The 22889-nt window shown below is 73.1% G+C and carries 22 protein-coding genes; 7 read left to right on the top strand and 15 right to left on the bottom strand.

All coding sequences use genetic code 11. The features are described 5' to 3' along the window. Positions 1 to 17 precede the first annotated feature (17 nt). Positions 18 to 215: a DUF1918 domain-containing protein gene (locus AQJ11_RS30335; protein WP_014671634.1), complete on the top strand. Its 198-nt coding sequence runs from the start codon at positions 18 to 20 to the stop codon at positions 213 to 215. On the opposite strand, the gene AQJ11_RS30330 is transcribed toward AQJ11_RS30335, so the two are convergent. Further along, on the bottom strand, positions 216 to 1490 hold the full coding sequence (locus tag AQJ11_RS30330; protein ID WP_208616650.1) for a glycoside hydrolase family 10-like protein: 1275 nt from the start codon (positions 1488 to 1490) through the stop codon (positions 216 to 218). 171 nt (positions 1491 to 1661) lie between these two features. Here AQJ11_RS30330 and AQJ11_RS30325 point away from each other — a divergent pair, with 171 nt between their 5' ends. Continuing rightward, entirely contained in the window at positions 1662 to 2522 is an 861-nt protein-coding gene (locus tag AQJ11_RS30325) for a 3-hydroxybutyryl-CoA dehydrogenase (RefSeq protein ID WP_059265319.1), read from the top strand. 194 nt (positions 2523 to 2716) lie between these two features. Then, positions 2717 to 2977 carry a hypothetical protein gene (locus tag AQJ11_RS30320; RefSeq protein ID WP_014671637.1) on the top strand — a complete coding sequence of 87 codons (261 nt, stop codon included), beginning with the start codon at positions 2717 to 2719 and terminating at the stop codon, positions 2975 to 2977. Between the two features lie 11 nt (positions 2978 to 2988). On the opposite strand, the gene AQJ11_RS30315 is transcribed toward AQJ11_RS30320, so the two are convergent. From AQJ11_RS30315 to infC, 10 genes are all read right to left on the bottom strand, one after another. Beyond that, positions 2989 to 3525 (bottom strand): NUDIX hydrolase, encoded by a 537-nt coding sequence (locus AQJ11_RS30315; protein ID WP_078611712.1) that lies wholly within the window; start codon positions 3523 to 3525, stop codon positions 2989 to 2991. 65 nt (positions 3526 to 3590) lie between these two features. Next, positions 3591 to 4931: an NsdA family TPR-like regulatory protein gene (locus AQJ11_RS30310; protein ID WP_014671639.1), complete on the bottom strand. Its 1341-nt coding sequence runs from the start codon at positions 4929 to 4931 to the stop codon at positions 3591 to 3593. Positions 4932 to 5144: 213 nt separating this feature from the next. Further along, on the bottom strand, positions 5145 to 6239 hold the full coding sequence (locus AQJ11_RS30305; protein WP_059265318.1) for a PP2C family protein-serine/threonine phosphatase: 1095 nt from the start codon (positions 6237 to 6239) through the stop codon (positions 5145 to 5147). A 205-nt stretch (positions 6240 to 6444) separates the two neighbouring features. Next, positions 6445 to 8967 carry a phenylalanine--tRNA ligase subunit beta gene (gene pheT / locus AQJ11_RS30300; RefSeq protein WP_059265317.1) on the bottom strand — a complete coding sequence of 841 codons (2523 nt, stop codon included), beginning with the start codon at positions 8965 to 8967 and terminating at the stop codon, positions 6445 to 6447. Continuing rightward, on the bottom strand, positions 8967 to 10088 hold the full coding sequence (pheS, locus tag AQJ11_RS30295) for a phenylalanine--tRNA ligase subunit alpha (protein ID WP_014671642.1): 1122 nt from the start codon (positions 10086 to 10088) through the stop codon (positions 8967 to 8969). Before pheS ends, pheT begins: the two co-directional genes overlap by 1 nt. Positions 10089 to 10240: 152 nt before the next feature. Next, on the bottom strand, positions 10241 to 11371 hold the full coding sequence (locus AQJ11_RS30290) for a sensor histidine kinase (protein WP_059265316.1): 1131 nt from the start codon (positions 11369 to 11371) through the stop codon (positions 10241 to 10243). Between the two features lie 50 nt (positions 11372 to 11421). Beyond that, entirely contained in the window at positions 11422 to 12276 is an 855-nt protein-coding gene (locus tag AQJ11_RS30285) for a TrmH family RNA methyltransferase (protein WP_014671644.1), read from the bottom strand. A gap of 167 nt (positions 12277 to 12443) precedes the next feature. Further along, positions 12444 to 12827, bottom strand: coding sequence for a 50S ribosomal protein L20 (rplT, locus tag AQJ11_RS30280; protein WP_014671645.1), 384 nt, complete (start codon positions 12825 to 12827; stop codon positions 12444 to 12446). Positions 12828 to 12923: 96 nt separating this feature from the next. Next, positions 12924 to 13118, bottom strand: a complete 195-nt coding sequence (rpmI, locus tag AQJ11_RS30275) for a 50S ribosomal protein L35 (RefSeq protein WP_004933563.1) — start codon at positions 13116 to 13118, stop codon at positions 12924 to 12926. 123 nt (positions 13119 to 13241) lie between these two features. Then, positions 13242 to 13904, bottom strand: coding sequence for a translation initiation factor IF-3 (infC, locus tag AQJ11_RS30270; RefSeq protein ID WP_041667362.1), 663 nt, complete (start codon positions 13902 to 13904; stop codon positions 13242 to 13244). Between the two features lie 340 nt (positions 13905 to 14244). Between infC and AQJ11_RS30265 the strand changes: the two genes are divergently transcribed. Continuing rightward, positions 14245 to 14610 (top strand): DUF1844 domain-containing protein, encoded by a 366-nt coding sequence (locus AQJ11_RS30265; RefSeq protein WP_041665038.1) that lies wholly within the window; start codon positions 14245 to 14247, stop codon positions 14608 to 14610. On the opposite strand, the gene AQJ11_RS30260 is transcribed toward AQJ11_RS30265, so the two are convergent. Continuing rightward, complete coding sequence (locus tag AQJ11_RS30260; protein ID WP_059265315.1) at positions 14601 to 15362, bottom strand: SseB family protein; 762 nt, start codon at positions 15360 to 15362, stop codon at positions 14601 to 14603. The two genes, AQJ11_RS30265 and AQJ11_RS30260, sit on opposite strands and share 10 nt — an antisense overlap. Before the next feature lie 149 nt (positions 15363 to 15511). Here AQJ11_RS30260 and AQJ11_RS30255 point away from each other — a divergent pair, with 149 nt between their 5' ends. Both AQJ11_RS30255 and AQJ11_RS30250 read left to right on the top strand, forming a co-directional pair. Next, on the top strand, positions 15512 to 16462 hold the full coding sequence (locus AQJ11_RS30255; RefSeq protein WP_059265314.1) for a serine hydrolase: 951 nt from the start codon (positions 15512 to 15514) through the stop codon (positions 16460 to 16462). Positions 16463 to 16595: 133 nt separating this feature from the next. Beyond that, complete coding sequence (locus AQJ11_RS30250; protein ID WP_244218424.1) at positions 16596 to 17783, top strand: alpha/beta hydrolase family protein; 1188 nt, start codon at positions 16596 to 16598, stop codon at positions 17781 to 17783. 4 nt (positions 17784 to 17787) lie between these two features. Here the strand turns inward: AQJ11_RS30250 and mycP are convergent, their stop codons facing one another. Both mycP and AQJ11_RS30240 read right to left on the bottom strand, forming a co-directional pair. Beyond that, positions 17788 to 18957, bottom strand: coding sequence for a type VII secretion-associated serine protease mycosin (gene mycP, locus AQJ11_RS30245; RefSeq protein WP_059265313.1), 1170 nt, complete (start codon positions 18955 to 18957; stop codon positions 17788 to 17790). After that, on the bottom strand, positions 18954 to 19667 hold the full coding sequence (locus AQJ11_RS30240; RefSeq protein WP_059265413.1) for a hypothetical protein: 714 nt from the start codon (positions 19665 to 19667) through the stop codon (positions 18954 to 18956). Before AQJ11_RS30240 ends, mycP begins: the two co-directional genes overlap by 4 nt. A gap of 1228 nt (positions 19668 to 20895) precedes the next feature. On the opposite strand from AQJ11_RS30240, the gene AQJ11_RS30235 reads away from it, so the two are divergent. Next, positions 20896 to 22098, top strand: a complete 1203-nt coding sequence (locus tag AQJ11_RS30235; RefSeq protein WP_059265312.1) for an amino acid deaminase/aldolase — start codon at positions 20896 to 20898, stop codon at positions 22096 to 22098. Positions 22099 to 22104: 6 nt separating this feature from the next. Here the strand turns inward: AQJ11_RS30235 and AQJ11_RS30230 are convergent, their stop codons facing one another. Continuing rightward, positions 22105 to 22887, bottom strand: coding sequence for a 3-oxoacyl-ACP reductase (locus AQJ11_RS30230; RefSeq protein WP_041665899.1), 783 nt, complete (start codon positions 22885 to 22887; stop codon positions 22105 to 22107). Between the last annotated feature and the right edge of the window lie 2 nt (positions 22888 to 22889).

Raw genomic sequence — 22889 nt, 5'->3', positions numbered from 1 at the left:
GTGAGGAGGGCCTGTAGATGCGCGCGTCCAAGGGCGACAAGCTGGTCCAGCACGGCAGGGTGGTGGGTCAGCACGACCACGTCTCGGAAGTCGTAGAAGTGCTCGGGCAGGAGGGCAACCCGCCGTACCGCGTCCGTTTCGAGGACGGGCACGAAGCGATCATGTCCCCCGGACCCGACTGCCAGGTCAAGCACAGGGACGAGCAACAGCAGTAGTCAGCGCGGTGGTTCCGCCGGCCCCCGGTAGTGGTCGGCGACCACCCGTGCCATCGCCCCGATCGGATCGGCCGCCAGGTCCGCCGCGGCGAAGAACACGTGCCCGCGCACCTGCGGGTACCGGGCGGCGAGGGTCAGGTGCCGGGACAGCTCGACCGGGTCCCGCCAGGCCGACGACTCCCCGGCGGCGCCCGCCCGGTACAGGGCCTCGCCGATGTACAGATCGGTCCTGGTGCCCTTCGCGACCTCCGCCCACCACGCCAGGAGCCGGGCGTAGTCGGCGGCGGAGTAGCCGATGTGCCAGTAGAGCTGCGGGACGATGTAGTCGATCCAGTGGTTGCGGACCCAGGCGCGGGTGTCCGCGTACAGGTCGTCGTACGTCTCCACGCCCGCCTGAGTGTCGGAGCCGCGCGGGTCGGTCGACGCGTTGCGCCACACCCCGAAGGGGCTGACGCCGAACCGGGTGCCGGGCCGGACCCGCTTGATGCCGGCGGCCATCTCGCGCACCAGCGTGTCGATGTTGTTCCGGCGCCAGGCGGCCCGCGAGGAGAAGGCGCCGCCGTGGCGGTCGTACGCGTCGTCGTCGTCGAAGGTCTCCCCGTCGGCCGGGTAGGGGTAGAAGTAGTCGTCGAAGTGGACGGCGTCGACGGGGTAGCGGGCGACCGCGTCGAGGATCGCCTGCCGCACGAAGGCGCGGACCTCGGGCAGGCCCGGGTTGTAGTAGAGCCGTCCGTCGTAGGGCACCACCCAGTCGGGGTGCCTGCGGGCCGGGTGCGAGGCGGTCAGCCGGCCCGGGTCGGTGTGCTGGGCGATCCGGTACGGGTTGAACCAGGCGTGCAGTTCCAGGCCCCGGGCGTGCGCCTCCCGCACGGCCGTGCCCAGCGGATCCCAGCCCGGGTGTCTGCCCTGGGTGCCGGTGAGGTACTCGGACCAGGGTTCGTACGGCGACGGCCACAGCGCGTCGGCCGTGGGCCGCACCTGGAGGATCACCGTGTTGAGCCGGTCGCGGACCGCGCGGTCGAGGTGCGCGAGCAGTTCCTTGCGCTGCGCGCTCGCCGTGAGGCCGGTCCGCGAGGGCCAGTCCCGGTTGACGACGGTGGCGATCCAGACGCCCCGCATCCCGGCGCTCGCGCGCGCGGCGCGGTCGGTGGGCTGCGGAGCCGGACCCGCCCGCCCCGGTGCCGGGACCGCCGCGTCCCTGAGCGGCACGGCCGGTGCCGTCGCCAGCGTGGACAGCGCGCCCAGGGCGAAGGTCCGCCGCGACATGCGCCCCATCGGCACACCCCCATACGCTCCGGATCCGCTCCGTGACGGATCGTTTCGCGGTTCAGGATGCCCCCACCCCGGCGATCGATCATCGATACTTGGCGGTAACGTGCACGATCGGAGCAGGCGCCGAACCCGGAGGTCTGCCAGCGAGCCGGAGAACTCAGCGAAGGGAACGATGTGACCGACATCGAGCGCGTCGGAGTCGTGGGCTGCGGCCAGATGGGCGCGGGCATCGCCGAGGTGTGCGCCCGCGCGGGACTGGACGTGAGGGTCGCCGAGACCACCGGCGAGGCCCTGGAGATCGGCCGTACCCGGCTGTACAACTCCCTGGCCAAGGCCGCCGAGCGCGGCAAGATCAGCGAGGAGGAGCGGGACGCCACCCAGGCGCGGCTGAGCTTCACCACCGACCTCGGCGAGTTCACCGACCGGGACCTGGTGATCGAGGCCGTCGTCGAGAACGAGCAGGTGAAGACCGAGATCTTCCAGGTGCTCGACCAGGTGGTGGCCCGGCCGGACGCGATCCTGGCCTCCAACACCTCCTCGATCCCGCTGGTGAAGCTGGCGGTCGCCACCTCCCGCCCGGACCACGTCGTGGGCATCCACTTCTTCAACCCGGCCCCGGTGCAGAAGCTGGTCGAGCTGATCCCGGCGCTCACCACCTCCGAGGGCACGCTCAGCCGCGCCCAGGTCTTCGCCGAGAAGGTGCTCGGCAAGCACGCCATCCGCGCCCAGGACCGCTCCGGCTTCGTGGTGAACGCGCTGCTCGTGCCGTACCTGCTGTCCGCGATCCGGATGTTCGAGTCGGGCATCGCGAGCCGCGAGGACATCGACAACGGCATGGAGATGGGCTGCGCCCACCCGATGGGCCCGCTGAAGCTGTCCGACCTGATCGGCCTGGACACCATCGTCTCCATCGCCAACTCGATGTACGCCGAGTACAAGGAGCCGCTGTACGCCGCTCCCCCGCTGCTCCAGCGCATGGTGGAGGCGGGCCGGCTCGGCCGGAAGACCGGCTCCGGCTTCTACACCTACGGCTGATTACGAAGAGCGACGCCTACGGGCCCGGCACCGGATCGCGGTGCCGGGCCCGTCCGTTTCACACACCGTGTGCGCGCCGGGCACGCATATGCCCGCCACACACGCTCCCCACGCGCCCACCAGGCGAGTTGACTCATCATGCGCATGCAAGGGATGCGGAACCACCCATTTCGACCACCGAAAGGAGCGGACCTGTGACCGCCGAACCGGAGCATCCCGTGGTCCATGGAGAACTCGCAGAGTTACGGCGCCGCCTCGACGTGGCCTACGCCCGTGTCGAGGGAGGACTGGCGCTGCTGCGTCACCGTACCGAGGAGACCGCCAAGGAGCTGGACGAGCTGAACACCCGGATGGCCTCGCTGGAACACGCACGCTGGCCGCTGCCCTCGCTCGCCGCGCTGACCGCGCTCGGTGCGCTCGTGGTGACGGTCTGGCAGGCGCTGGCGGCCCACTAGCCGCCGGCTCCCTAGCCTTCGGCGAGCCTGAGGTGGTGCAGCAGGAGTAACGCGGCCGCCATGTTGGCGGCCGGGACCTCCCCACGGGCGATGAGGTCGGGGACGAGCTTCAGGGGGACCCATTCCCGCCGGTCCGACTCGAAGTCGTCCACGGGGTGCCCGACGTACTCGCCCCGGTCGGACCAGTAGATGTGGTGCCGGGCGTCGGTGAGGCCGTTGGACGGCTCCACGCTCATCAGGTGGTGCAGGGGCCCCGGCCGCCAGCCGGTCTCCTCCTCCAGTTCCCGGGCCGCCGCGCTCGCGATGTCCTCGCCGTCCTCGACGACGCCCGCGGCCAGCTCCCAGCCCCAGCTGTCGGTGATGAAGCGGTGCCGCCACAGCAGCAGCACCTCGTTCGCCTCGTTGACCACCGTGGCCACGGCCACGGGGCGCAGCCGGATGAGGAAGTGGTCGAGGTGCCGGCCGTCCGGCAGCTCGACATCTGCGAGATTGACGCTGAACCAGCGGTTTTCATACACAGTCTGCTCGCTTTGTTTCGTCCACTGCACGGTTCTGCCACCTTCCGCCGAGTAAGTGGCAATATCGCAGCAGGGACGGTGTGCCCACAGGGGGCCTACAGCGGTACGCGCAGTGCCCCGTCGATGAGTTCGGCGGCTTCGGCGGTGCCGGCCGAGCCGCAACGCACCAAGTGCTCGCGCACCGCGCGCAGTCTGTCGCGCAGCCGCTGGGACTCCATTCCCCGTGCCTGCTCCGCCATCCGCACGGCGGTGGCCACGGCCTTGTCGGCGTTGCCCTGGCGCAGTTCGATGGTGCTGAGCATGGCCAGCCGGTGCACCCGCCCCCGGTCGTGGGCCGGGTTGTCGACGGCCGCCGCCGCGTGCTCCCGGGCGGCGGCGAGTTCCCCGAGGCTCAACAGCGCCTCGGCCACCTGTACGTTGACCAGCCCCGGCTGCACGTACCCGGTCTCGTCGGGCTCGTAGCCCCGCCGGATCCGCTCGGCCGCCGTCTCCGCCCGCCGGATGCAGGACAGCGCGCTGCCGCTGTCCCCGAGGTGCGCGTACGCCTTGGCCTGCATCGCGTACAGGTCGGAGGCGAGCGCCGGGGTGATGTGCCGGCCGGCGGCGCGCAGCGCGGCCTCGGCGAAGGCGACGGCCTGCCGGTACTCCCGCATGAACAGCGACTGGTTGACCAGCAGGGCGATGACGTACGCCCCAAGACCCCGGTCCCCGCTGGCCTTCGCCAGCCGCAGCGCCTGGTGGAAGTAGCGCTGCGCGAGCCCGTGCGCGTCGGAGTCGTACGCGCAGATGCCCGCGATCGCCACCAACCCGCCCGTGGCCCGGTGCAGTTGACGGCCGGTGGCATCGGTGTAGCTGCCGCGCAGCAGCGGCGCGGCCTCGGCGTTGAGGAACCCGACGATCCGCGTCCGGGTCGCGACACCACCGGCCTTGCGGTACATCTGCTCGTAGTGCGTCCGGGCGGCGCGCAGCATCTCGATGTCGGCCGTGGTGACCGGGTGCCGGCCGCCCCGGGAGACGTCGACGTCCTCGGGCGGGTTCTCCCACTCCCACACCGGCATCACCGCCGGGGTCCCGGTGACGGCCGGGGCGCCCAGCACATGGGGCCGCTGCTGTTCGTCCGAGCGCCACAGGGCGGTGGCCCGCTCCACGAACCCGCCCAACGAACCGGCGTGCGGGGTGCTGGGCTCACCGGGCACGCCGAGCCCGATGTCGTCGAGCGTGACGGGGCGTCGCAGCCGCGCCGCGAGCACTTCGCAGATCAGGTCCGGCACCTGGCCGCGGGGCCGCTGGCCCTTCAACCAGCGCGCCACGGCGGTGTGTTCGTACCGCAGGGCGAGTCCGCGTGCGCGGCCCGCCTGGTTGACGTGGGCGGCGAGACCGGCGTGCGAGATGCCCGCCTCGTCCAGGATGGCGTCGAGCAGGGTGTTGGGCTGCATGGGATGCCCCCCGAGTGGCCTGGTGCGGTCAGCGTAGTGGTTCCGCGTTCACACGGGGTGTGAACGCAGTGCCCGTATCCGTTGCGTACGCGCGCTGTTGCGGAGCGTGTCGATCCGGTTGACTGGGATGCCTCGCAAGAGGCCGGCCGGGCCGCCGGCTCCCCCTCGACGACGGCGGCCCGGCCGGGACCTGGACGACGGCCCGGCCGGGACCTAGTGGCACGTCGTCGGCCGCGGGTGCGTGGGGGCCGGGCGCGTCCGCGTGGCGGAGCCGCTGACGTCCTCGCCCCGCGCGCCCGGGGAGTTGCCCGCCCCTCTTCGGCCGTTGCGCAGGACCAGTACCGCGACGTCGTCCGTCGGTCTGCCGACCGTGTGGCGCAGGAGACCCGAGAAGACGGTGCGCAGGACCGCCTGGGGTGAGACCGGGTGGTCGCGTACGGCCTCGCGCAAGGCTTCCGGCAGCGGGAAGAACCGCCCCTGGGCGTCCCGCGCGTCCTCCGCCCCGTCCGTGAAGAGGACCAGCGACTCCCCCGGGTGCAGTCGGCCGCAGGACAGCACCTCCAGTTCCGCCGGCAGCGGGAACGGCCCCAGCGGCGGAAGGGGGTCCCCGCCGGTCAGCTGCTCGACGCCGGTCCCCCGCAGCGCGTACGGCCAGGGATGGCCGCAGTTGAGGACGCGCAGGTCGCCGTCCCCGTCGATCTCCAGCAGGAGCACGGTGACGAACTCCTCGGCGACCGGGTGGTCGAGGTCGGCGGGGCCGTTCGCGGGGTGCTCGGCGCGGGCGCGTTCGCGCAGGTGGCGGGCGAGGGCGCGATCCAGTCTGCGGAGCACGCGGTCGAGTCCGGGCTCGTCGTGGGCGGCCTCGCGGAAGCTGCCGAGGAGGGCGGCGACGGTACCGAGGGCGGCCAGACCGTGCCCCCGTACGTCCCCCATCACCACCCGGACCCCGTGTTCCGTGGCGACGGCCTCGTACAGATCGCCGCCGACGCTCGCGCCCCGGTCGGCCGAGAGCTGGGCGGCGGCGACGTCGATCCCGTCGAGCCGTGGCGGCAGCGGACGCAGGACCACGTTCTGCGCGGCGTTCGCCGCCCGCCGGGCGAGCCGCAGCTCCCGCAGCAGGGAGCGGCGGACATGGACTATGAGGCCGGTGCCGACGGCGAAGAACACGGCACTGGTGACGATGCGGGCCCCGAGCCCGTTCTGCTGGGCGAGCGGACAGCCGAACTTGTAGCCGACCGCGACGGCTCCCCAGACCGTGGGCAGTACTGCCACCCGCCCGGTGGGCGCCCGTGCCTTGATGCGGATCATGCCTCTGGTCCCCCATATGGGCCCTGACAGAGGAATCGGACCGGCCCCGAAAGGCCGGTCCGATTCTGTCGACGGCATGAGCCGGGCGGGGAGGATCACCCTCACTTCCCACCCGAATGAGTGAGAGACCCGGCGCCGACGTGCATTTATGCGGGCCACAGCGGGGTCGGGCGCCCCTGGGGGGCGCGGGGAACCCCGACTGCTGCTAGCCCCTCAGTACCGCACCCGTACGCTCACCCGCGAGGGCGACCGCCGCGTCCCGCGCGGCCGACGCCTCGTCCACGGTCAGCGTGCGGTCGGCGGCCCGGAACCGGAGCGCGTACGCGAGCGACTTCCGGCCCTCCCCGAGCTGCTCGGCGTTCTCGTACACGTCGAACAGCCGGATGGACTCCAGCAGCTCACCGGCACCCTCGCGCAGCGCCGCCTCGACCTGAACGGCCGGCACCGGCTTGTCGACGACGAGGGCGACGTCCTGCGTGGCGACCGGGAACGTGGAGATGCCCGGCGCCTGCGGGACGCCGTCGCCCACCGCCTCCAGGGCGTCCAGGTCCAGCTCCATCGCGCACGTGCGCTCGGGCAGCCCCAGGGCCTTGAGGACGCGCGGGTGCAGCTCTCCCGCATGGCCCACGACCCGCTCCGCGCCGTCGGCGGCGACCACCAGCTCGGCACACCGGCCGGGGTGCCACGGACCGTACTGGCCCTTGCGGACGATCAGCTCGGCACCGGCTTCCCGGGCGACGGCACGCGCCGCCTCGACCGCGTCGGCCCAGTCGGCCGGACGGCCCTTGCCCCACCAGCCGGCCTGCTCACGGGCGCCGGCGAGGACGACGGCCACGTGCCGGGGCTGCTCGGGCAGCGCGGCGTTCAGCGCGGCGATCTCCTCGTCGGTGGGACGCCGGTCGACGGGCAGGTGCGTGGCGCCGTGCGATTCCTCGCGCGGCAGGAAGACCAGCCCGGTCTCGAACAGGGCGAGGTCGTGCGAGCCCCGGCCGTCGTTGCGCCGCAGGGCGCCGAGCAGGCCCGGCAGCAGCGTGGTGCGCAGCGCCGGCTCCTCGTCGCTGAGCGGGTTGACCAGCTTCACGACGCGGCGGGCCGGGTCATCGGCCTCCAGGCCGAGCTGGTCGAAGACCTGCTCGCTGACGAACGGGTAGTTCGGCGCCTCGACGTAGCCGGCGCCGGCCAGCGCCCGGCCGACCCGGCGGTGCAGCCGCTGGCGGTGGGTCAGACCGCGGCCCGAGGGCAGCTTGGGCAGCGTGGAGGGCAGGTTCTCGTAGCCCTCCAGGCGGATGACCTCTTCGGCCAGGTCGTTCGGGTCGACCAGGTCGGGACGCCAGGACGGGACGGTGACCAGCAGCTCGTCCTGCCCGTAGACGTCGCAGCCGACCTGCTGGAGACGGCGTACGACCGTCTCGCGGCCGTAGTCGACGCCCGCGACCTTGTCCGGGTGGCCGGCCGGGAGGGTGATGGTGTGCGGGGCCGAGGGCGCGATGATCTCGGTGACGCCGGCCTCCGCCGTACCGCCCGCGAGGAGGACCAGCAGGTCCACCGTGCGCTGCGCGGCGGCAGCGGCGGCCTGCGGGTCGACGCCCCGCTCGAAGCGTCGGGACGCCTCGGAGAGCAGCTTGTGGCGGCGGGCCGTGCGGGCGATGGAGACGGCGTCGAAGTGGGCGGCCTCGATGACTACGTCGCTCGTGCCGTTGACGCCGTCCTCGGTGACCTCGTGGTCGGCGATCTCGGTGTTGGCGCCGCCCATCACGCCGGCGAGGCCGATGGGGCCGCGCTCGTCGGTGATGACCAGGTCCTCGGCGTGCAGCGTGCGCTCGACGCCGTCGAGGGTGACGAGCTTCTCGCCCTCCTGCGCGCGGCGCACCCCGATGGTGCCCTGGACCAGGGACCGGTCGTAGGCGTGCAGCGGCTGGCCCAGCTCCATCATCACGTAGTTCGTGACGTCGACGGCCAGCGAGATCGGGCGCATACCGACCTTCTGGAGCCGGCGCTGGAGCCAGATCGGGGAGCGGGCCTCGGGGCGCAGGCCGGTGACCGTGCGCGCGGTGAAGCGGTCGCAGCCGAACGGGTCGGTGACCTGGACCGGGTAGCCGTAGGCGTTCGGCGCGGGGACGTCGATCAGCGCGGGGTCGCGCAGCGGCAGGCCGTAGGCGATGGCGGTCTCACGCGCGACACCGCGGATGGACAGGCAGTCGCCGCGGTTGGCGGTGACGGCGATGTCCAGGACCTCGTCGACCAGCTCCAGCAGCTCGATGGCGTCCTTGCCGACCTCGGTCTCCGGCGGCAGCACGATGATGCCGTGGGTGCCGTCGTCGCCCATGCCCAGCTCGTCGCTGGAGCAGATCATGCCGTGGGAGGTCTTGCCGTAGGTCTTGCGGGCGGCGATGGAGAAACCGCCGGGCAGCGTGGCGCCGGGGAGGACCACGACGACCTTGTCGCCGACCTGGAAGTTGCGGGCGCCGCAGACGATCTCCTGGGGCTCACCGGTGCCGTTGGCCTGGCCGACGTCGACGGTGCAGAAGCGGATCGGCTTCTTGAAGCCCTCCAGCTCCTCGATGGTCAGCACCTGGCCGACGACCAGGGGGCCCTTGAGGTCGGCGCCGAGCTGCTCGACCGTCTCGACCTCCAGACCGGCCGAAATGAGCTTGGCCTGGACGTCGCGCCCGGTCTCAGTCGCCGGCAGGTCGACGTACTCCCGCAGCCAAGAAAGCGGGACCCGCATCAGATCTCCATCCCGAACGGCCGGGTGAACCGGACGTCACCCTCGACCATGTCTCGCATGTCTTCGACGTTGTGGCGGAACATCAACATCCGCTCGATGCCGAACCCGAAGGCGAAGCCGCTGTACTTCTCCGGGTCGACGCCGCAGGCGGTGAGCACCCGCGGGTTGACCATGCCGCAGCCGCCCAGCTCGATCCAGCCCTCGCTGGAGCAGGTGCGGCAGGGCCGGTCGGGGTTGCCGACGGACTCGCCCTTGCAGACGTAGCAGAGCATGTCCATCTCGGCGCTCGGCTCGGTGAAGGGGAAGAAGTTCGGCCGCAGCCGGGTCTTCATGCCCTCGCCGAACAGCGACTGGACCATGTGGTCCAGGGTCCCCTTGAGGTCGGCCATGGTCAGGCCCTCGTCCACGGCGAGCAGCTCGACCTGGTGGAAGACGGGCGTGTGCGTGGCGTCCAGCTCGTCGGTGCGGTAGACGCGGCCCGGGCAGATCACGTAGACCGGCAGCTCGCGGTCGAGCAGGGAGCGGATCTGGACCGGCGAGGTGTGGGTGCGCAGCACGACACCGGACTCGGTGCCGCCGTCGGGCCCCTGGACGAAGAAGGTGTCGGCCTCGCCGCGCGCCGGGTGGTCCGGGCCGATGTTCAGGGCGTCGAAGTTGAACCACTCCGCCTCGACCTGCGGGCCCTCGGCGACCTCGTAGCCCATGGCCACGAAGATGTCCTCGATGCGCTCCGAGAGCGTGGTCAGCGGGTGCCGGGCACCGGCCGGGACGCGGTCGTACGGCAGGGTGACGTCGACGTCCTCCTCGACCAGCACGCGGGCGTCCCGCTCGGCCTCCAGTTCGGCCTGGCGGGCGGCGAGGGCCTTGTTCACGGCGCCGCGGGCCATGCCGACGCGCTTGCCGGCCTCGGCCTTGGCGTGCGGGGGCAGGGCGCCGATCTCCCGGTTGGCGAGGGCCAGCGGGGAGGCGGGGCCGGTGTGGGCGACCTTGGCCTCGTGCAGCGCGTCGAGGGAGTCCGCGGCGGTGAAGGCGGCGAGCGCCTCGTCCCGCATGCGCTCGATCTCTTCCGGTTTCAACGCCTCGACCTCGACAGGGTCGTACGACTTATTGGGTGCCGACATCTCTTCCCGTGCTTCCGATTGTCCCCCAGCTGACGCTGGGGGGTGCCCCCTGGCGGATGGTCCCCGTGACCGGCGTAGCGGGCCGTGCAGGACACAAAGGTGCCAAAGGCCGAGTCTAACGGGGTGGACGTAGACGAATGGCCCGTGGGCCGCTAGGCGAGATACGCCGGCGCGCTCACGGGCAACGTAAATCGGAACTCGGCGCCGCCGTCGGCGGCCCGGCCGACCGTGATCGTGCCGCCGTGGGCCTCCACGATGCCCTTGACGATGTACAGCCCGAGGCCCGTGCCGCCGCGCTTGCTGCCCCGCCAGAAACGGGTGAAGACGCGGTTCATGGACTCCTCCGGGATGCCGGGCCCCTCGTCGCTCACGGTGACCGACGTGCCGATTTCCTCGCCCTCGCGCGGGGACGGCGTGGGCGTGACGTCAATGGTGACGGTTCCCTCGCCGTGCCGCACGGCATTTTCGATGAGGTTGCTGAGCACCTGGTCGATCTTGTCGGGATCGGCCCACAGGGCGGGCAGCGGCTGTTCGATGCGGAGCAGGAAGCGGTCGGCGGGCTGGCCGGCGGCGACGTAGGCCTGGATGTGCCGGGAGACGGCGGCTTTGATGTCGACGGGCTGGCGGCGCACCTCCAGCCGCCCGGAGTCGATCCGCGAGATGTCCAGCAGCTCGGCGATGAGGCGGGTGACGCGGTCCGCGTCGGCGTCGACGGTCTCCAGCATGAGCCGCTTCTGGTCGTCGGTGAAGCGTTCCCACTTGGCGAGCAGGGTGGCGGTGAAGCCCTTCACGGAGGTGAGCGGGGAGCGCAACTCGTGGGCGACGGTGGCGATCAGCTCGGCGTGGCTGCGCTCGGTGCGGCGGCGGGCCTCGGTGTCCCGGAGGGAGACGACCACGCTGCGCACCGGACCCAGCGGCTCGTCGCGCACGTAGCGGGCGGAGACGAGGACCTCCCGGCCGCCGGGCAGCAGCAGGTTGCGCTCCGGCTGCCGCACCCGGATGGCGAGCCCGCCGTACGGGTCGGTGAGCTGCCACCAGCGGCGCCCCTCCAGGTCCTCTAAGGGCAGCGCCTTCTCCAGGGACTGTCCGAGGGCGTCGGCGGGCCGCACCGCGGTGATCCGCGCGGCGGCGGCGTTGAAGCAGGTCACGCGGCCGTGTTCGTCGGCGACGACGAGGCCGTCGGGCAACTGGTCGGGATCGACGCCGGAGCCGGCGCACCGGGACACGGGCGCGCGCCGCGCGTCCCGTCCTTCCGGCGCGGTGCTCGTGCCGGCCACACTCATCCCCGTACCCCACCTCTCAGACGGCGCAGGGCCCCGCGCTGGTCACCCTACTAGCTCTCGGTGACGGAGCGGCACCCTCCGGAGGCGCGCTGTGCACGGGCCGACGCGTAGAGACATACGGCGGCGGCGGTGGCGAGGTTCAGGCTCTCGGCCTTCCCGTGGATGGGGACGCGTACGACGGCGTCGGTGAGGGCGCGGGTCTCCTCGGGCAGCCCCCAGGCCTCGTTCCCGAACACCCAGGCGGTGGGGCCGCCCATGGTGCCCTTGTCGAGCTCCTCGTCCAGGTCGCGGTCGCCGGCCCCGTCGGCGGCCAGGACGCGCACCCCGGCCTCCTTCAGTCCGGCCACGGCCCGCTCGACGGGGACGCCGACGGCGACGGGCAGGTGGAAGTGCGAGCCGACGGAGGCCCGGACGGCCTTGGGGTTGTACAGGTCCACGGAGGCGTCGGTGAGGATCACCGCCTCGGCGCCGGCGGCGTCGGCGCAGCGCAGCACGGTGCCGGCGTTGCCGGGGTCCCGCACGTGGGCGAGGACGGCGACCAGCTTCGGCCGGGCGGCGAGGATGTCCTCGAACGGGGTGTCCAGGAACCGGCAGACGCCGACCAGGCCCTGCGGGGTGACGGTGGTGGAGATGTCGGCGATGACCTCTTCGGACGCGAGGTGCACCCGGGCACCGGCGTCGCGGGCCGCGCCGATGATGTCCGCGTACCGCTCCGCGGCCTCCACGGTCGCGAACAGCTCCACGAGGGTGGAGACGCCGTCGGCCCGGTGCCCGGCCGCCTCCCGGACGGCCTGCGGCCCCTCCGCGAGGAACAGCCGGTCCTTCCCCCGGAAGTTCCGCTTGGCCAGCCGCCGGGCGGCGGAGACACGGGTGGAACGGGGGGAGATCAGCTCGGGGGTGGGCATCCTCTAGGTCACCTTCAGCGAATTTCTACGTGCAGCGGATCAGGCGCCCCGCAGGGGCGCGGGGAACTGCCCGCGCTCGAACGACGGCCGACCCGGCAACGACAGGACCCGCAAGCCATACAGCCTGCGGGTCCTACGGTGAGCGTCGGCTCAGAGCCGGCGCGGCGTCACGCGGCCTTGGGGGCGTTCACGTCCGACGGCAGCGCCTTCTGCGCGACCTCGACGAGCGCCGCGAAGGCGCTCGCGTCGTTCACGGCCAGCTCGGCCAGGATCTTGCGGTCGACCTCGACGTTCGCGGCCTTCAGACCCTGGATGAAGCGGTTGTAGGTGATGCCGTTGGCGCGGGCAGCGGCGTTGATGCGCTGGATCCACAGCTGACGGAAGTCGCCCTTGCGCTTCTTGCGGTCGTTGTAGTTGTAGACCAGCGAGTGGGTGACCTGCTCCTTGGCCTTGCGGTACAGGCGCGAGCGCTGACCGCGGTAGCCGGAGGCCTGCTCCAGGATCGCCCGGCGCTTCTTGTGGGCGTTGACTGCCCGCTTGACGCGTGCCACTTGTTAACTCCTTGTAGCGGGGTCGTGGTGGTGCTCACACGACCCGGAATCGATTCGGTCCCGGTCCCGACGCACGGCGCTCAGAGCGCCGCCGCGTCACTTGCCGAGAAGCTTCTTGATCTTCGCGGCGTCGCCCGGGGCCATCTCGGCGTTGCCGGTGAGGCGACGCGTGACGCGGGACGACTTGTGCTCAAGCAGGTGGCGCTTGCCGGCGCGCTCACGGAGCACCTTGCCGGAGCCGGTGACCTTGAAGCGCTTGCTGGCACCGCTGTGCGACTTGTTCTTCGGCATAGCGCCGTTATCTCCTCGTCGGTGGCGCTCCGGTGCCCGGTCGTGAAACCGGGCACGGCGGAGCGTCGCTCTCTTCTTTCGGTTACATCCACGGGGACGTACGGAGACGTACATCCCCCGGGATCACGCCTCGGCCGGCTCCTCGGACGGTGCCTCGGCCTCGGCAGGGTTCTGCGACTTGCCGGGGTTCGCCTTCGCGTCGGCCTTGCGGGCCTCCTGCGCCTGGCGGGCCTCGGCCATCGCCTCGGTCTTCTTCTTGTGCGGACCGAGGACCATGATCATGTTCCGGCCGTCCTGCTTCGGGTTCGACTCCACGAAACCGAGGTCCTGGACGTCCTCCGCGAGCCGCTGCAGCAGTCGGTAGCCCAGCTCGGGGCGGGACTGCTCGCGACCACGGAACATGATCGTGATCTTGACCTTGTCGCCCTGCTTGAGGAACCGGACGACGTGACCCTTCTTGGTGTCATAGTCGTGCGGGTCGATCTTCGGCCGGAGCTTCATCTCCTTGATGACCGTGTGCGCCTGGTTCTTGCGCGCCTCACGGGCCTTCATGGCCGACTCGTACTTGAACTTCCCGTAGTCCATGAGCTTGCACACGGGCGGACGGGCGTTCGCCGCGACCTCGACCAGGTCCAGGTCGTACTCCTGCGCAAGCTCCAGTGCCTTCGCGAGCGGCACGATGCCGACCTGCTCGCCACTGGGACCGACAAGTCGCACCTCGGGAACGCGAATCCGGTCGTTGATGCGGGGCTCGGCGCTGATGGATCCTCCTCGGTAGCACCACACGGCGGTCTGGCGGACAGCCGCGTAACGTCTCTTTTCGTTAGACCTAACCGCGCCGAAGCACAAAAAATGCCCCGGACGATCACAGGCGGGGCTCCAAACAACCGGAGCACCGCCGCGATGCCGCGGGGCGCGCTTTCGGGCGACTCCATCGTCCGTACGGAACGATGGCGGCCGCCTGACCGGATGACCCGCCGCCCCGGAGGACGGTCAGGTGGGAGATCGGAGCCTCCACTTGTGGGCCGGACACAATCAGGTCCAGCCGGTCGTCCTTCAGATTAGCAGGATCGCTTGACAAGGGCGAATTCAGGGGCGCCGGGCGCGACCACCTATGGTGTGGGGCATGAGTGACACCCCTGCCGAGCCTTCCCAGGCTCCCGACTTCGACGCGATGACCCGGGACATCGCCGAGGTCCCCGCCGTCGAGGTGATCGTGACGGTCGCCGTCAACCTGATGAGCGCCGCCGCCGTGAAGCTCGGGCTGAGCGAGGAGGGCGAGAAGTACAAGGACCTGGACGAGGCCCGCAAGCTGATCACCGGGCTCGCCGGTCTGCTGGACGCGAGCGCGACCGAGATCAGCTCCTTCCACGCGGCTCCGCTGCGCGACGGCCTGAAGTCGCTCCAGCTCGCGTTCCGCGAGGCGTCGATCGTCCCGGACGAGCCGGGCCAGGGACCGGGCGAGAAGTACACCGGCCCGGTCTACGGCTGACCCGCTCCCGCACGGCCGACCTCTTCCTTCACGTACAGGGGCTCGCCCGGAGGCGTGGTCCCGGCCGGCAGCAGTGCCAGGTCGAGACCGCGCACCAGGCGGGCCCGCAGTGTTTCGTCGGCCGCCAGCCGCTCGGCGATCGCGCGGGCCGCCTCCGCGGGCGGCGCGGCCGGGTCGAGGACGAGGGCGAGGGTGCCGTCGGCCCGTCCGGGCCCGAGGTGGGCGCGCAGCACGGCGGGCTCCGCCGCCACCGCGGCACGGACGGCCCCCACCACGGCGGGGTCGGCGAGCGGGTCGGTGCTGGTGCGGCCCTCGGCGAGGGCGAGCAGCGCCGGGCCGGCCAGCTCGAACGGCACCGGTCCGGCGAGGTCGAGCACGACCGTGTCGGCCCGCTCGTGCGCCGCGGCCTGGAGGGCCTGGTGCAGGGGTACGGCGACCGGGCGGGCCGCGGGGTCCCAGCGGGCGAGGGAGTCGGTCGAGGTGAAGGCGGGCAGCGCGGTACGGCCGCCGGCCTTCAAGGTGGGCACGGCCATGTCGCTGGTCTTCTCCCGGCGCAGGCCGTTCTCGTCCTCCTCCACCTCGCCGAGCACGGCGACGACGGGGACCAGCAGGCGGGCGCCCCTGAGCGCCTCCAGGACGGGCCCGAGGGCGCTGCGGTCCTCGGCCCAGGCGGCCAGCGCCGCGCTCAGCCGGGGGTCGGCGGAGCCGTCGTCGTCGGAGAAGCCGGGGTCGGGAATGTTCTTGTTCGCCACGGTCCCCGACCCTATAGGGGGCGGGCCGCCGGGCTCGTGCGGGGCCGGGAACGCAGGCGGCACCGCGTTCACAGGAATCCCGGTCTTCCCTGACCCGGCCCTCAGCTCCGTCCCACAGGGCGCACAGCCCTCGCGCCGAGCATCGCGGCATGCAGTCCTCCAGAGCCCGCCGTGGCCGCCGCGCGCGCCCGTCCCGGCGCCGTGCCTTCCTGTGCGCCGCGCTCGCCGTCGCCGCCGTGGGCGGGGTCACCGCCGCCGGCACGGTCTATGTGAAGGGCCGGGCGCGCGCCGGGGCCGTGGCCGTATCGTCGGCGGCGACGCCCTCGGTCACCGCCTCGGCCGGGGCCGGTGAGGAGGCGTCCGTGCGGGAGCCCGCGACGGTGGACCGGGAAGCGGTTCTGAGCGCCGCCATGGCGGAGGTCGAGGTGCCGTCGGGCGCGCGGGTGTCGGCGGCGGTGCTGGCGCCGGAGTCCGGGGAGAGCGCCGTGTACGGCGACGCCTCCTTCGACACGGCGAGCATCGTCAAGGTCGGCATCCTGGCCGCGCTGCTGCTCCAGGCGCAGGACGCGGGCCGGCGGCTGACGGCGCAGGAGCGGGCGTACGCCACGAAGATGATCGAGAACAGCGACAACGCCTCCGCGACGGCGCTGTGGCACACGATCGGGCGGGCGGCCGGGCTGGACGCGGCGAACGAGCGTTTCGGGCTGACGGCCACCTCCGGCGGGGACGGTGGGCTGTGGGGGCTGACCCGGACCACCGCGGCGGACCAACTGGTCCTCCTCCAGCAGGTGTTCGGGGAGAACTCGCAGCTGAGCGAAGCCTCCCGGACGTATCTCCAGGGGTTGATGGAGTCCGTCGAGCCGGATCAGCGGTGGGGGGTGTCGGCCGCCGCCGAGGGCGACTCCTGTGCGCTGAAGAACGGGTGGCTGCCGCGCAGCACGACGGGGCTGTGGGACGTCAACAGCATCGGCCGGGTGACGGCGGGCGGGACCGACTATCTGGTGGCGGTGCTGTCGGACGGCACGGCGAGCCAGGCGCGGGGGATCTCGCTGGTGGAGGCGGCGGCGAAGGCGGCGGTAGGGGTGTTTGGCGACACATGACCCCTCGCGTTCGGCCGTAAAAGATCGAGCGACTGTCAACCGAATGACCTAGCGTGCAAGGAACTTGACGATGAGCAGGCCGGAGGCCGGTGATTTCTTTGCCGAGCCGGCGTCCGGCCGCGGAAGGAGCCCGGTGCCTCCCGTACGCCCCACTCGCCGATCCCTCATAGCCGGCGGCCTCGGAGCCGTCGCAGCCGCCGCCGTTCCCCTGTCGGCCCCCGGACACGCCTCGGCGGCCGGTCTCATCCCCATCCGGCTGGCCGGTCCGACCGGGCCCGCGCCGGTGGGCGCCGTGGAGCTGCACCTGGTCGACCGGTCGCGGACCGAACCCCGGTCGGGCACGGGAGCGCCGCGTGAGCTGATGGTGACCGTGCACTACCCGGCCACGGAGGTACGGGGTCACGCACCGCTGCCGTGGCTGCCGTCCGGTGCCGAGCGGGCGGTGAAGGCCCGCTTCGGCGGCGCGGTGGACGGCTACGCGCTGCCGTGGACGCACAGCGCGGACCGGGCGCCGGCCAGGCCGGGCCGCCGGCCGGTGCTGCTGTACTCGCCGGGCTACACCTCGGACCGCACGTTCAACACCCTCGTCGTCGAGGACCTGGTGTCCTGGGGGTACGTGGTGGTCACGGTGGACCACCCGTACGACTCGGGCGAGGTGGAGTTCCCCGACGGCCGCGTCGTGACCTGCCCCGAGCCGGACCCGGTCGGCCGGGCGGAGGCGGTCGCGGTGCGCGCCGACGACCTGCGGTTCGTGCTCGACCAGTTGGCCGTCGTGAACCGGGGCGGCAACCCCGACGCACAGCGGCGCCCGCTGCCCCGCGGTCTGTGCGGGAGCCTGGACCTCACGCGGACCGGCGCCTTCGGGCACTCCCGGGGCGGTGCCGCGTCGGCGGCCGTCATGTACCTGGACGAGCGGGTGCGGGCCGGCATCGACCTGGACGGCGCGCTGTACGGGCCGGTGGTCGAGCACGGTCTCGACCGGCCGTTCCTGCTGATGGACACGGTCGTTCACGACGGCATGGACCAGGACCCGACCTGGCACCCGTTCTGGGAGCGGCTGAGCGGCTGGCGCCGCTGCCTGCGGCTCGCGGACGCCGACCACAACTCCTACACGGACCTCGTGGCCGTCGCACCCCAGGTCCCGGAGGCGGTGCGGCAGCGGTTGCAGGCCGGCACGATCCCCGCCGACCGGGCGGTGGCGGCCGTACGGGCCACGGTGCGGGCCTTCTTCGACGTGTGGCTGCGGGGCCGTCCCGACACCGCGCACCTGCTGGACGGCGCTTCGCCGCGTTACCCGGAGATCGGGTACATCGCCGGGTAGCGGCTCAGGCCGAGTGCCTGCGGCCCCGCCACAGCATCACCCCGGCCACCAGCAGGACCCCGCCCGCGCCGCCCGCGAGCGGGGCCGCCCAGTCGGAGGGGCCGCTCGTGGCGCTGGGGGTGTCCGGGCCGGTGCCGAAGTACTTCTCGCCGTAGGACGCGGGTTTCAGGCTCCGGGGTTCGACCCGGGCGGCGGCCTTCAGGGCCGCCGCCGGGTCGATCATGCCGAAGCCCCGGGAGTCGTCCCGGCCGCCGACCGGGGCGTCCCGCGCGGTGTCCTCCAGGAGCTTCTTGATCTGGGCCGGGGAAAGACCGGGGTGGGCGGCCTTGATCAGGGCCGCCGCGCCGGAGACGAAGGCCGAGGCGGCACTCGTGCCCCAGCCCGCGTAGTACTTGTGGTCGGGGTCGGCGATGACGACGTCGACGCCGGGCGCGCTCACGGCCGCGTACCAGCGGCGGGTGGAGAAGGCGGCGCGGGTGCCGTACTTGTCCACGGCGGTCGCGGCGATGACGCCCGGGTAGGCGGCCGGGTAGGAGACGTGGTCGCCCTTGTCTCCGCCGTTGCCCGCGGAGGCGACGACGACCACGCCCTTCTTCAGGGCGTACTGCACCGCCTCGTCCTCGCCGGGTTCGGGGTGGGCGGAGTTCGAGTCGTCGCCGAGGGAGAGGTTGATGACGTCGGCGCCGTGGTCGGCGGCCCAGCGGATGCCGTCGGCGAGGGCGTTGCCGCGGGTGGTACGGGCCTTGGCGCGGGCCGGGTCGCCGTCCTCCAGGATCACCCGGACCGGCAGGATCTTCGCCTCGGGGGCGACGCCCACGACGCCGTCGGAGCCGCCGGGTCCGTGGCCGTGCCCGGCGATGATGCCGGCCATGGCGGTGCCGTGCCGGGCCCAGGTGCGGTCGCCGGGTCCGGCGCCGAAACCGATCATGTCCTTGTCGGGCAGGACGTTGCCGTCGAGGTCCGGGTGGTCGGCCTCGACGCCGGTGTCCAGGACGGCGACGGTGACGCCCCGGCCCTTGCTGGTCCGCCAGGCCTCGTCCAGGTGGAGGGCGCCGAGGCCCCACTGCTGGGCGCGGATGCCGTCGGCGTGGGCGGCGGACGGCAGCAGGGCGAGGGGGACGGCGAGCAGCAGGCCCACCGCCGCCTTGGCGGCGTGCTGGGCCGCGTGCGTCATGAGGGTTTCTCCGTGGCCGTGCCGACGGTCTTGCGCAGGCGCCGTGCGATGCGGTCGGCCAGGCCCTGTGCCTCGTTGCCGAGGCCGGCCTGGGCCGGTGCCGTGGTGGCGCCGGAGCGGACGGCGTCCGCGGCGGGCTGGGGCGCGTCGACGGTACGGCCGTCGGCCCAGCCGGAGACGGCATAGGCGACGACGGGGGCGTCGGTGAGGACGGCGACGGTCCACGCGGCCCGCTGCCGGTCCCCGAACCCGGCGGCGGCCGTGCTGGCGGCGGCGTACGGCCGGGGCATCAGGTCGGCGCGGCTGTCGAGGTGTTCGTCGCGGAAGCGGGCGGCGAGCGCGGACATCGCGGCGGGGTCGGCCTTGGTGAAGAGCAGGCCGACGGTGGTGACGTAGGTCTGGGTGGCGTCGGTGTAGGTGGCGCGCAGCAGCCGCTGGCAGCCGACCGGGGCGAGGACCTTGTGCAGCAGCGGGTCGAAGGCGTGGGCGCAGCCGCTGTCCCGGGCGACGGCGATCCGGGTCCAGGTGCGGTCGGCGCCGCCGGGGCCGGCGCCCGTGCCCTGGACGGTGGGCGGGAACAGTTCGTCCACGGGCACGCTGTGCCACAGGGTCCGGGCGGTGCCGAAGGCGTTCCCGGCGCCGTCCGCCCCGCCGTCCCCGGTGAGCCAACTCCCGGTCGCGGCACCGCCGATGAGCCCGAGTCCGAGCACGAGGCAGGCAGCGGCGGCGACGGTGCGCGTCCCGGCACGGGGACGCGTCCGCCCCCCGAACCCCTCCGGCTCCCCGAACGACACGAAGGGCCGCGCATCGGTTCCGGCCCCCCAGGAGTGAGCGGGGGCGGGCGCGGAACGCACGGGAGGTGCGGGAGCCAGGGGACTCCAGACCCCGGCCCGGCCGTTCGTCCGCCCGGACCCGGGGACGACACCGGCCGGGCCGCCCTCCGCCCGCGCGGGCGCCGGCACACCACCGGTACGGGGGTCGCCGGCAAGGGGGTCCCGCGCCTGCCCGGACGCGGGCACGCCACCGGTACGGCGGTCCCCCGGCGCTCCCTCGGAACCGGCCGAAGCCGAGCCGGTGGGCGCGGTGGGGGCCGAACCGGGGTGCCGCAGGCCGGGTGCCGGAGAACGCGGTGAATCCGGCGCAGGCGAGGACACCGGCGCGGGCGAGGACACCGGCGGAGTCGAGGGAGCCGGCGCAGGCGTGGACACCGGCGCGGGCGGGGTGGCCGGGCGGATCGGGCGCAGTCGCGCCGTCGTCTCCGACGGGGTCTCGGCCGGGGCGCCCTGTGCCCCGGGCTCCCTGTCCGGGCGGAGCCGGGCCGTGCTGGTCTCCGGGGCCGTCTCCGCCGGGGTCACCGAGGCCGTCGGAGCTGTCGGAGCGGTCGGGGCCGGTGCGCCGGCGGAGCCCGTACCCGGCGGGGCGTCGGGGAACCGGGCCGAGGCCGGCGGTGGGGGCGGGCTCGCGGGGGCGGGGGCCTCGGGCACGGCCGACGGGCGCGGGCGGTGCGCGCGGGGGGCCGCGTCGGGTGCGGGCCGTGCACCACGGGGGGTGAAGACCGACGGCTCCTCGTCGGGGTCGTCGTCCGGGAGCGGCGGGCGCTGGGCCGGGGGCCCCGGGGGAGCCGACGGGCGACGCGGTACCGGGGCGTGGCGGGCTCCCGTGCTCATGCACCCCCCGTTTCCTCGTGCCCGGGCCGTCTCCTCGTACGCGGGCCGGTCTGCTGCTCGGCCGCGCCCGGCGTGGAAGCTCCTTCCGGGCACGCATACCCGTACGGCCGGACCGGCATCCCCGTTCACATGGTGGCCGGGCGCGTTCCGCCGTACGTGCGCGTCACTCTACGGGTTGTCCGGGAGGGAAGGAGAACCAGTCCACGCGCCAGGGGCATCTGCCCGGAACGTCCCCCTACCCTGCGGTAATCCTGTCTGGCAGGCTTCCGTCATGACTGCGCGCGCCGCCGACCGGGCCCGTTACGACCGGGCCACCGCCCATCTCGACGCCCCTCTCGCGATCGTGGACCTGGACGCCTTCGACGCCAACGCGGACGACCTGGTCCGCCGCGCCGGGGGCAAGCCCGTGCGGGTCGCCAGCAAGTCGGTCCGCTGCCGGGCGCTGCTGGAACGCGTCCTGGCCAGGGACGGCTTCCAGGGCATCATGTCGTTCACCCTGGACGAGTCGCTGTGGCTCGCGCGTTCGGGGTTCGAGGACGTCCTGCTGGCCTATCCGTCGGCGGACCGGGCCGGGTTCGCGGAACTGGCCGCCGATCCCAAGCTGGCCGGTGCCGTCACCGTGATGATCGACGATCCGGCGCACCTCGACCTCATCGACGCGGCCCGCGACGGCGGTCGTGAAGTGGTGCGGGTCTGCCTGGAGTTGGACACCTCGCTGAGGCTGCTCGGCGGCCGGGTCCGGGTCGGGGCCCGGCGTTCGCCGCTGCACTCCCCCGCCCAACTCGCCGAGCTGGCGCGGTCCGTGTCCCGGCGGCCGGGCTTCCGGCTGGTGGGGATCATGGCGTATGAGGGGCACGTCGCCGGGGTCGGGGACGCGGTCGCCGGGCGGCCCCTGCGCTCGCGGGCGATCCGGCTGATGCAGGCCACCGCCCGGCGGGAGCTGGCGGAGCGGCGGGCCGCGGCCGTCCGGGCGGTCCGGGCGGTCGCCCCGGACCTGGAGTTCGTCAACGGCGGCGGCACCGGCAGTGTGCAGCACACCGCCGCCGAGGACGCGGTGACCGAGATCGCGGCCGGCTCGGGGCTGTACGTGCCGCGCCTGTTCGACAACTACACGTCCTTCTCCGGCCGTCCGGCCGCGCTCTTCGCCCAACCGGTGGTCCGGCGGCCCGGCGTGGGCGTCGTCACCGTGCTCGGCGGCGGCTACCCGGCCTCCGGCGCTGCCGGCCCCGACCGGCTGCCGGTGCCGTACCTGCCGGAGGGCCTGCGGTACGACCCGCAGGAGGGCCCCGGCGAGGTGCAGACCCCGCTGCTCGGCTCGCCCGCCGACGATCTGCTCATCGGCGACAAGGTGTGGTTCCGGCACGCGAAGGCGGGCGAACTGTGCGAGCGGTTCGACACCCTGCACCTGGTCGAGGGGGACACGGTGACGGCCTGCGTGCCCACCTACCGGGGTGAGGGGCGTACGTTCCTCTGAGCCGCCCTACAGGGGCGTGACGTAGGCGCCGGCGATCCCGCCGTCCACCAGGAAGTCGGTGGCGTTGACGAAGGAGGAGTCGTCGCTGGCCAGGAAGGCGACGGCGGCGGCGATCTCCTCGGCCTCGGCGAACCGGCCGACCGGGATGTGGACGAGCCGGCGCGCGGCCCGCTCCGGGTCCTTGGCGAACAGCTCCTGGAGCAGCGGGGTGTTGACCGGGCCGGGGCACAGCGCGTTGACCCGGATGCCCTCCCGGGCGAACTGCACGCCCAGTTCGCGGGACATGGCGAGGACGCCGCCCTTGGAGGCCGTGTAGGAGATCTGGGACGTGGCCGCGCCCATCCGGGCCACGAACGACGCGGTGTTGATGATGGAGCCCCTGCCCTGGCGGCGCATGTAGGGGAGGGCGGCCTTGCAGCACAGGTAGACGGAGGTGAGGTTGACCTCCTGGACGCGCTTCCACGCCTCCAGCCCGGTCTCCAGGATGGAGTCGTCGTCGGGCGGGGAGATGCCGGCGTTGTTGAAGGCGATGTCGACGCTGCCGTAGGTGTCGTACGCGGCCCTGAACAGCGCCTCGACCTGCTCGGGGTCGGTGACGTCGGTCTTCACGAAGAGCCCGCCGACCTCGTCGGCGGCGGCCTTGCCGCGCTCCTCGTCGACGTCCGCGCAGACGACGTGGGCGCCCTCGGAGGCGAGCCGGCGGGCACTGGCGAGTCCGATGCCGCTGCCGGCTCCGGTCACGACGGCGGTACGGCCGACCAGGCGGCGGCAGACACTGTTGTCGGTCACGC

Origin of the sequence: Streptomyces corchorusii (genome assembly GCF_001514055.1) — a bacterium.
Classification (GTDB): Bacteria; Actinomycetota; Actinomycetes; order Streptomycetales; family Streptomycetaceae; genus Streptomyces; species Streptomyces olivaceoviridis.
Note: the sequence above shows the minus strand (reverse complement) of the source record. Positions and strands in the feature narration are given on the sequence as shown.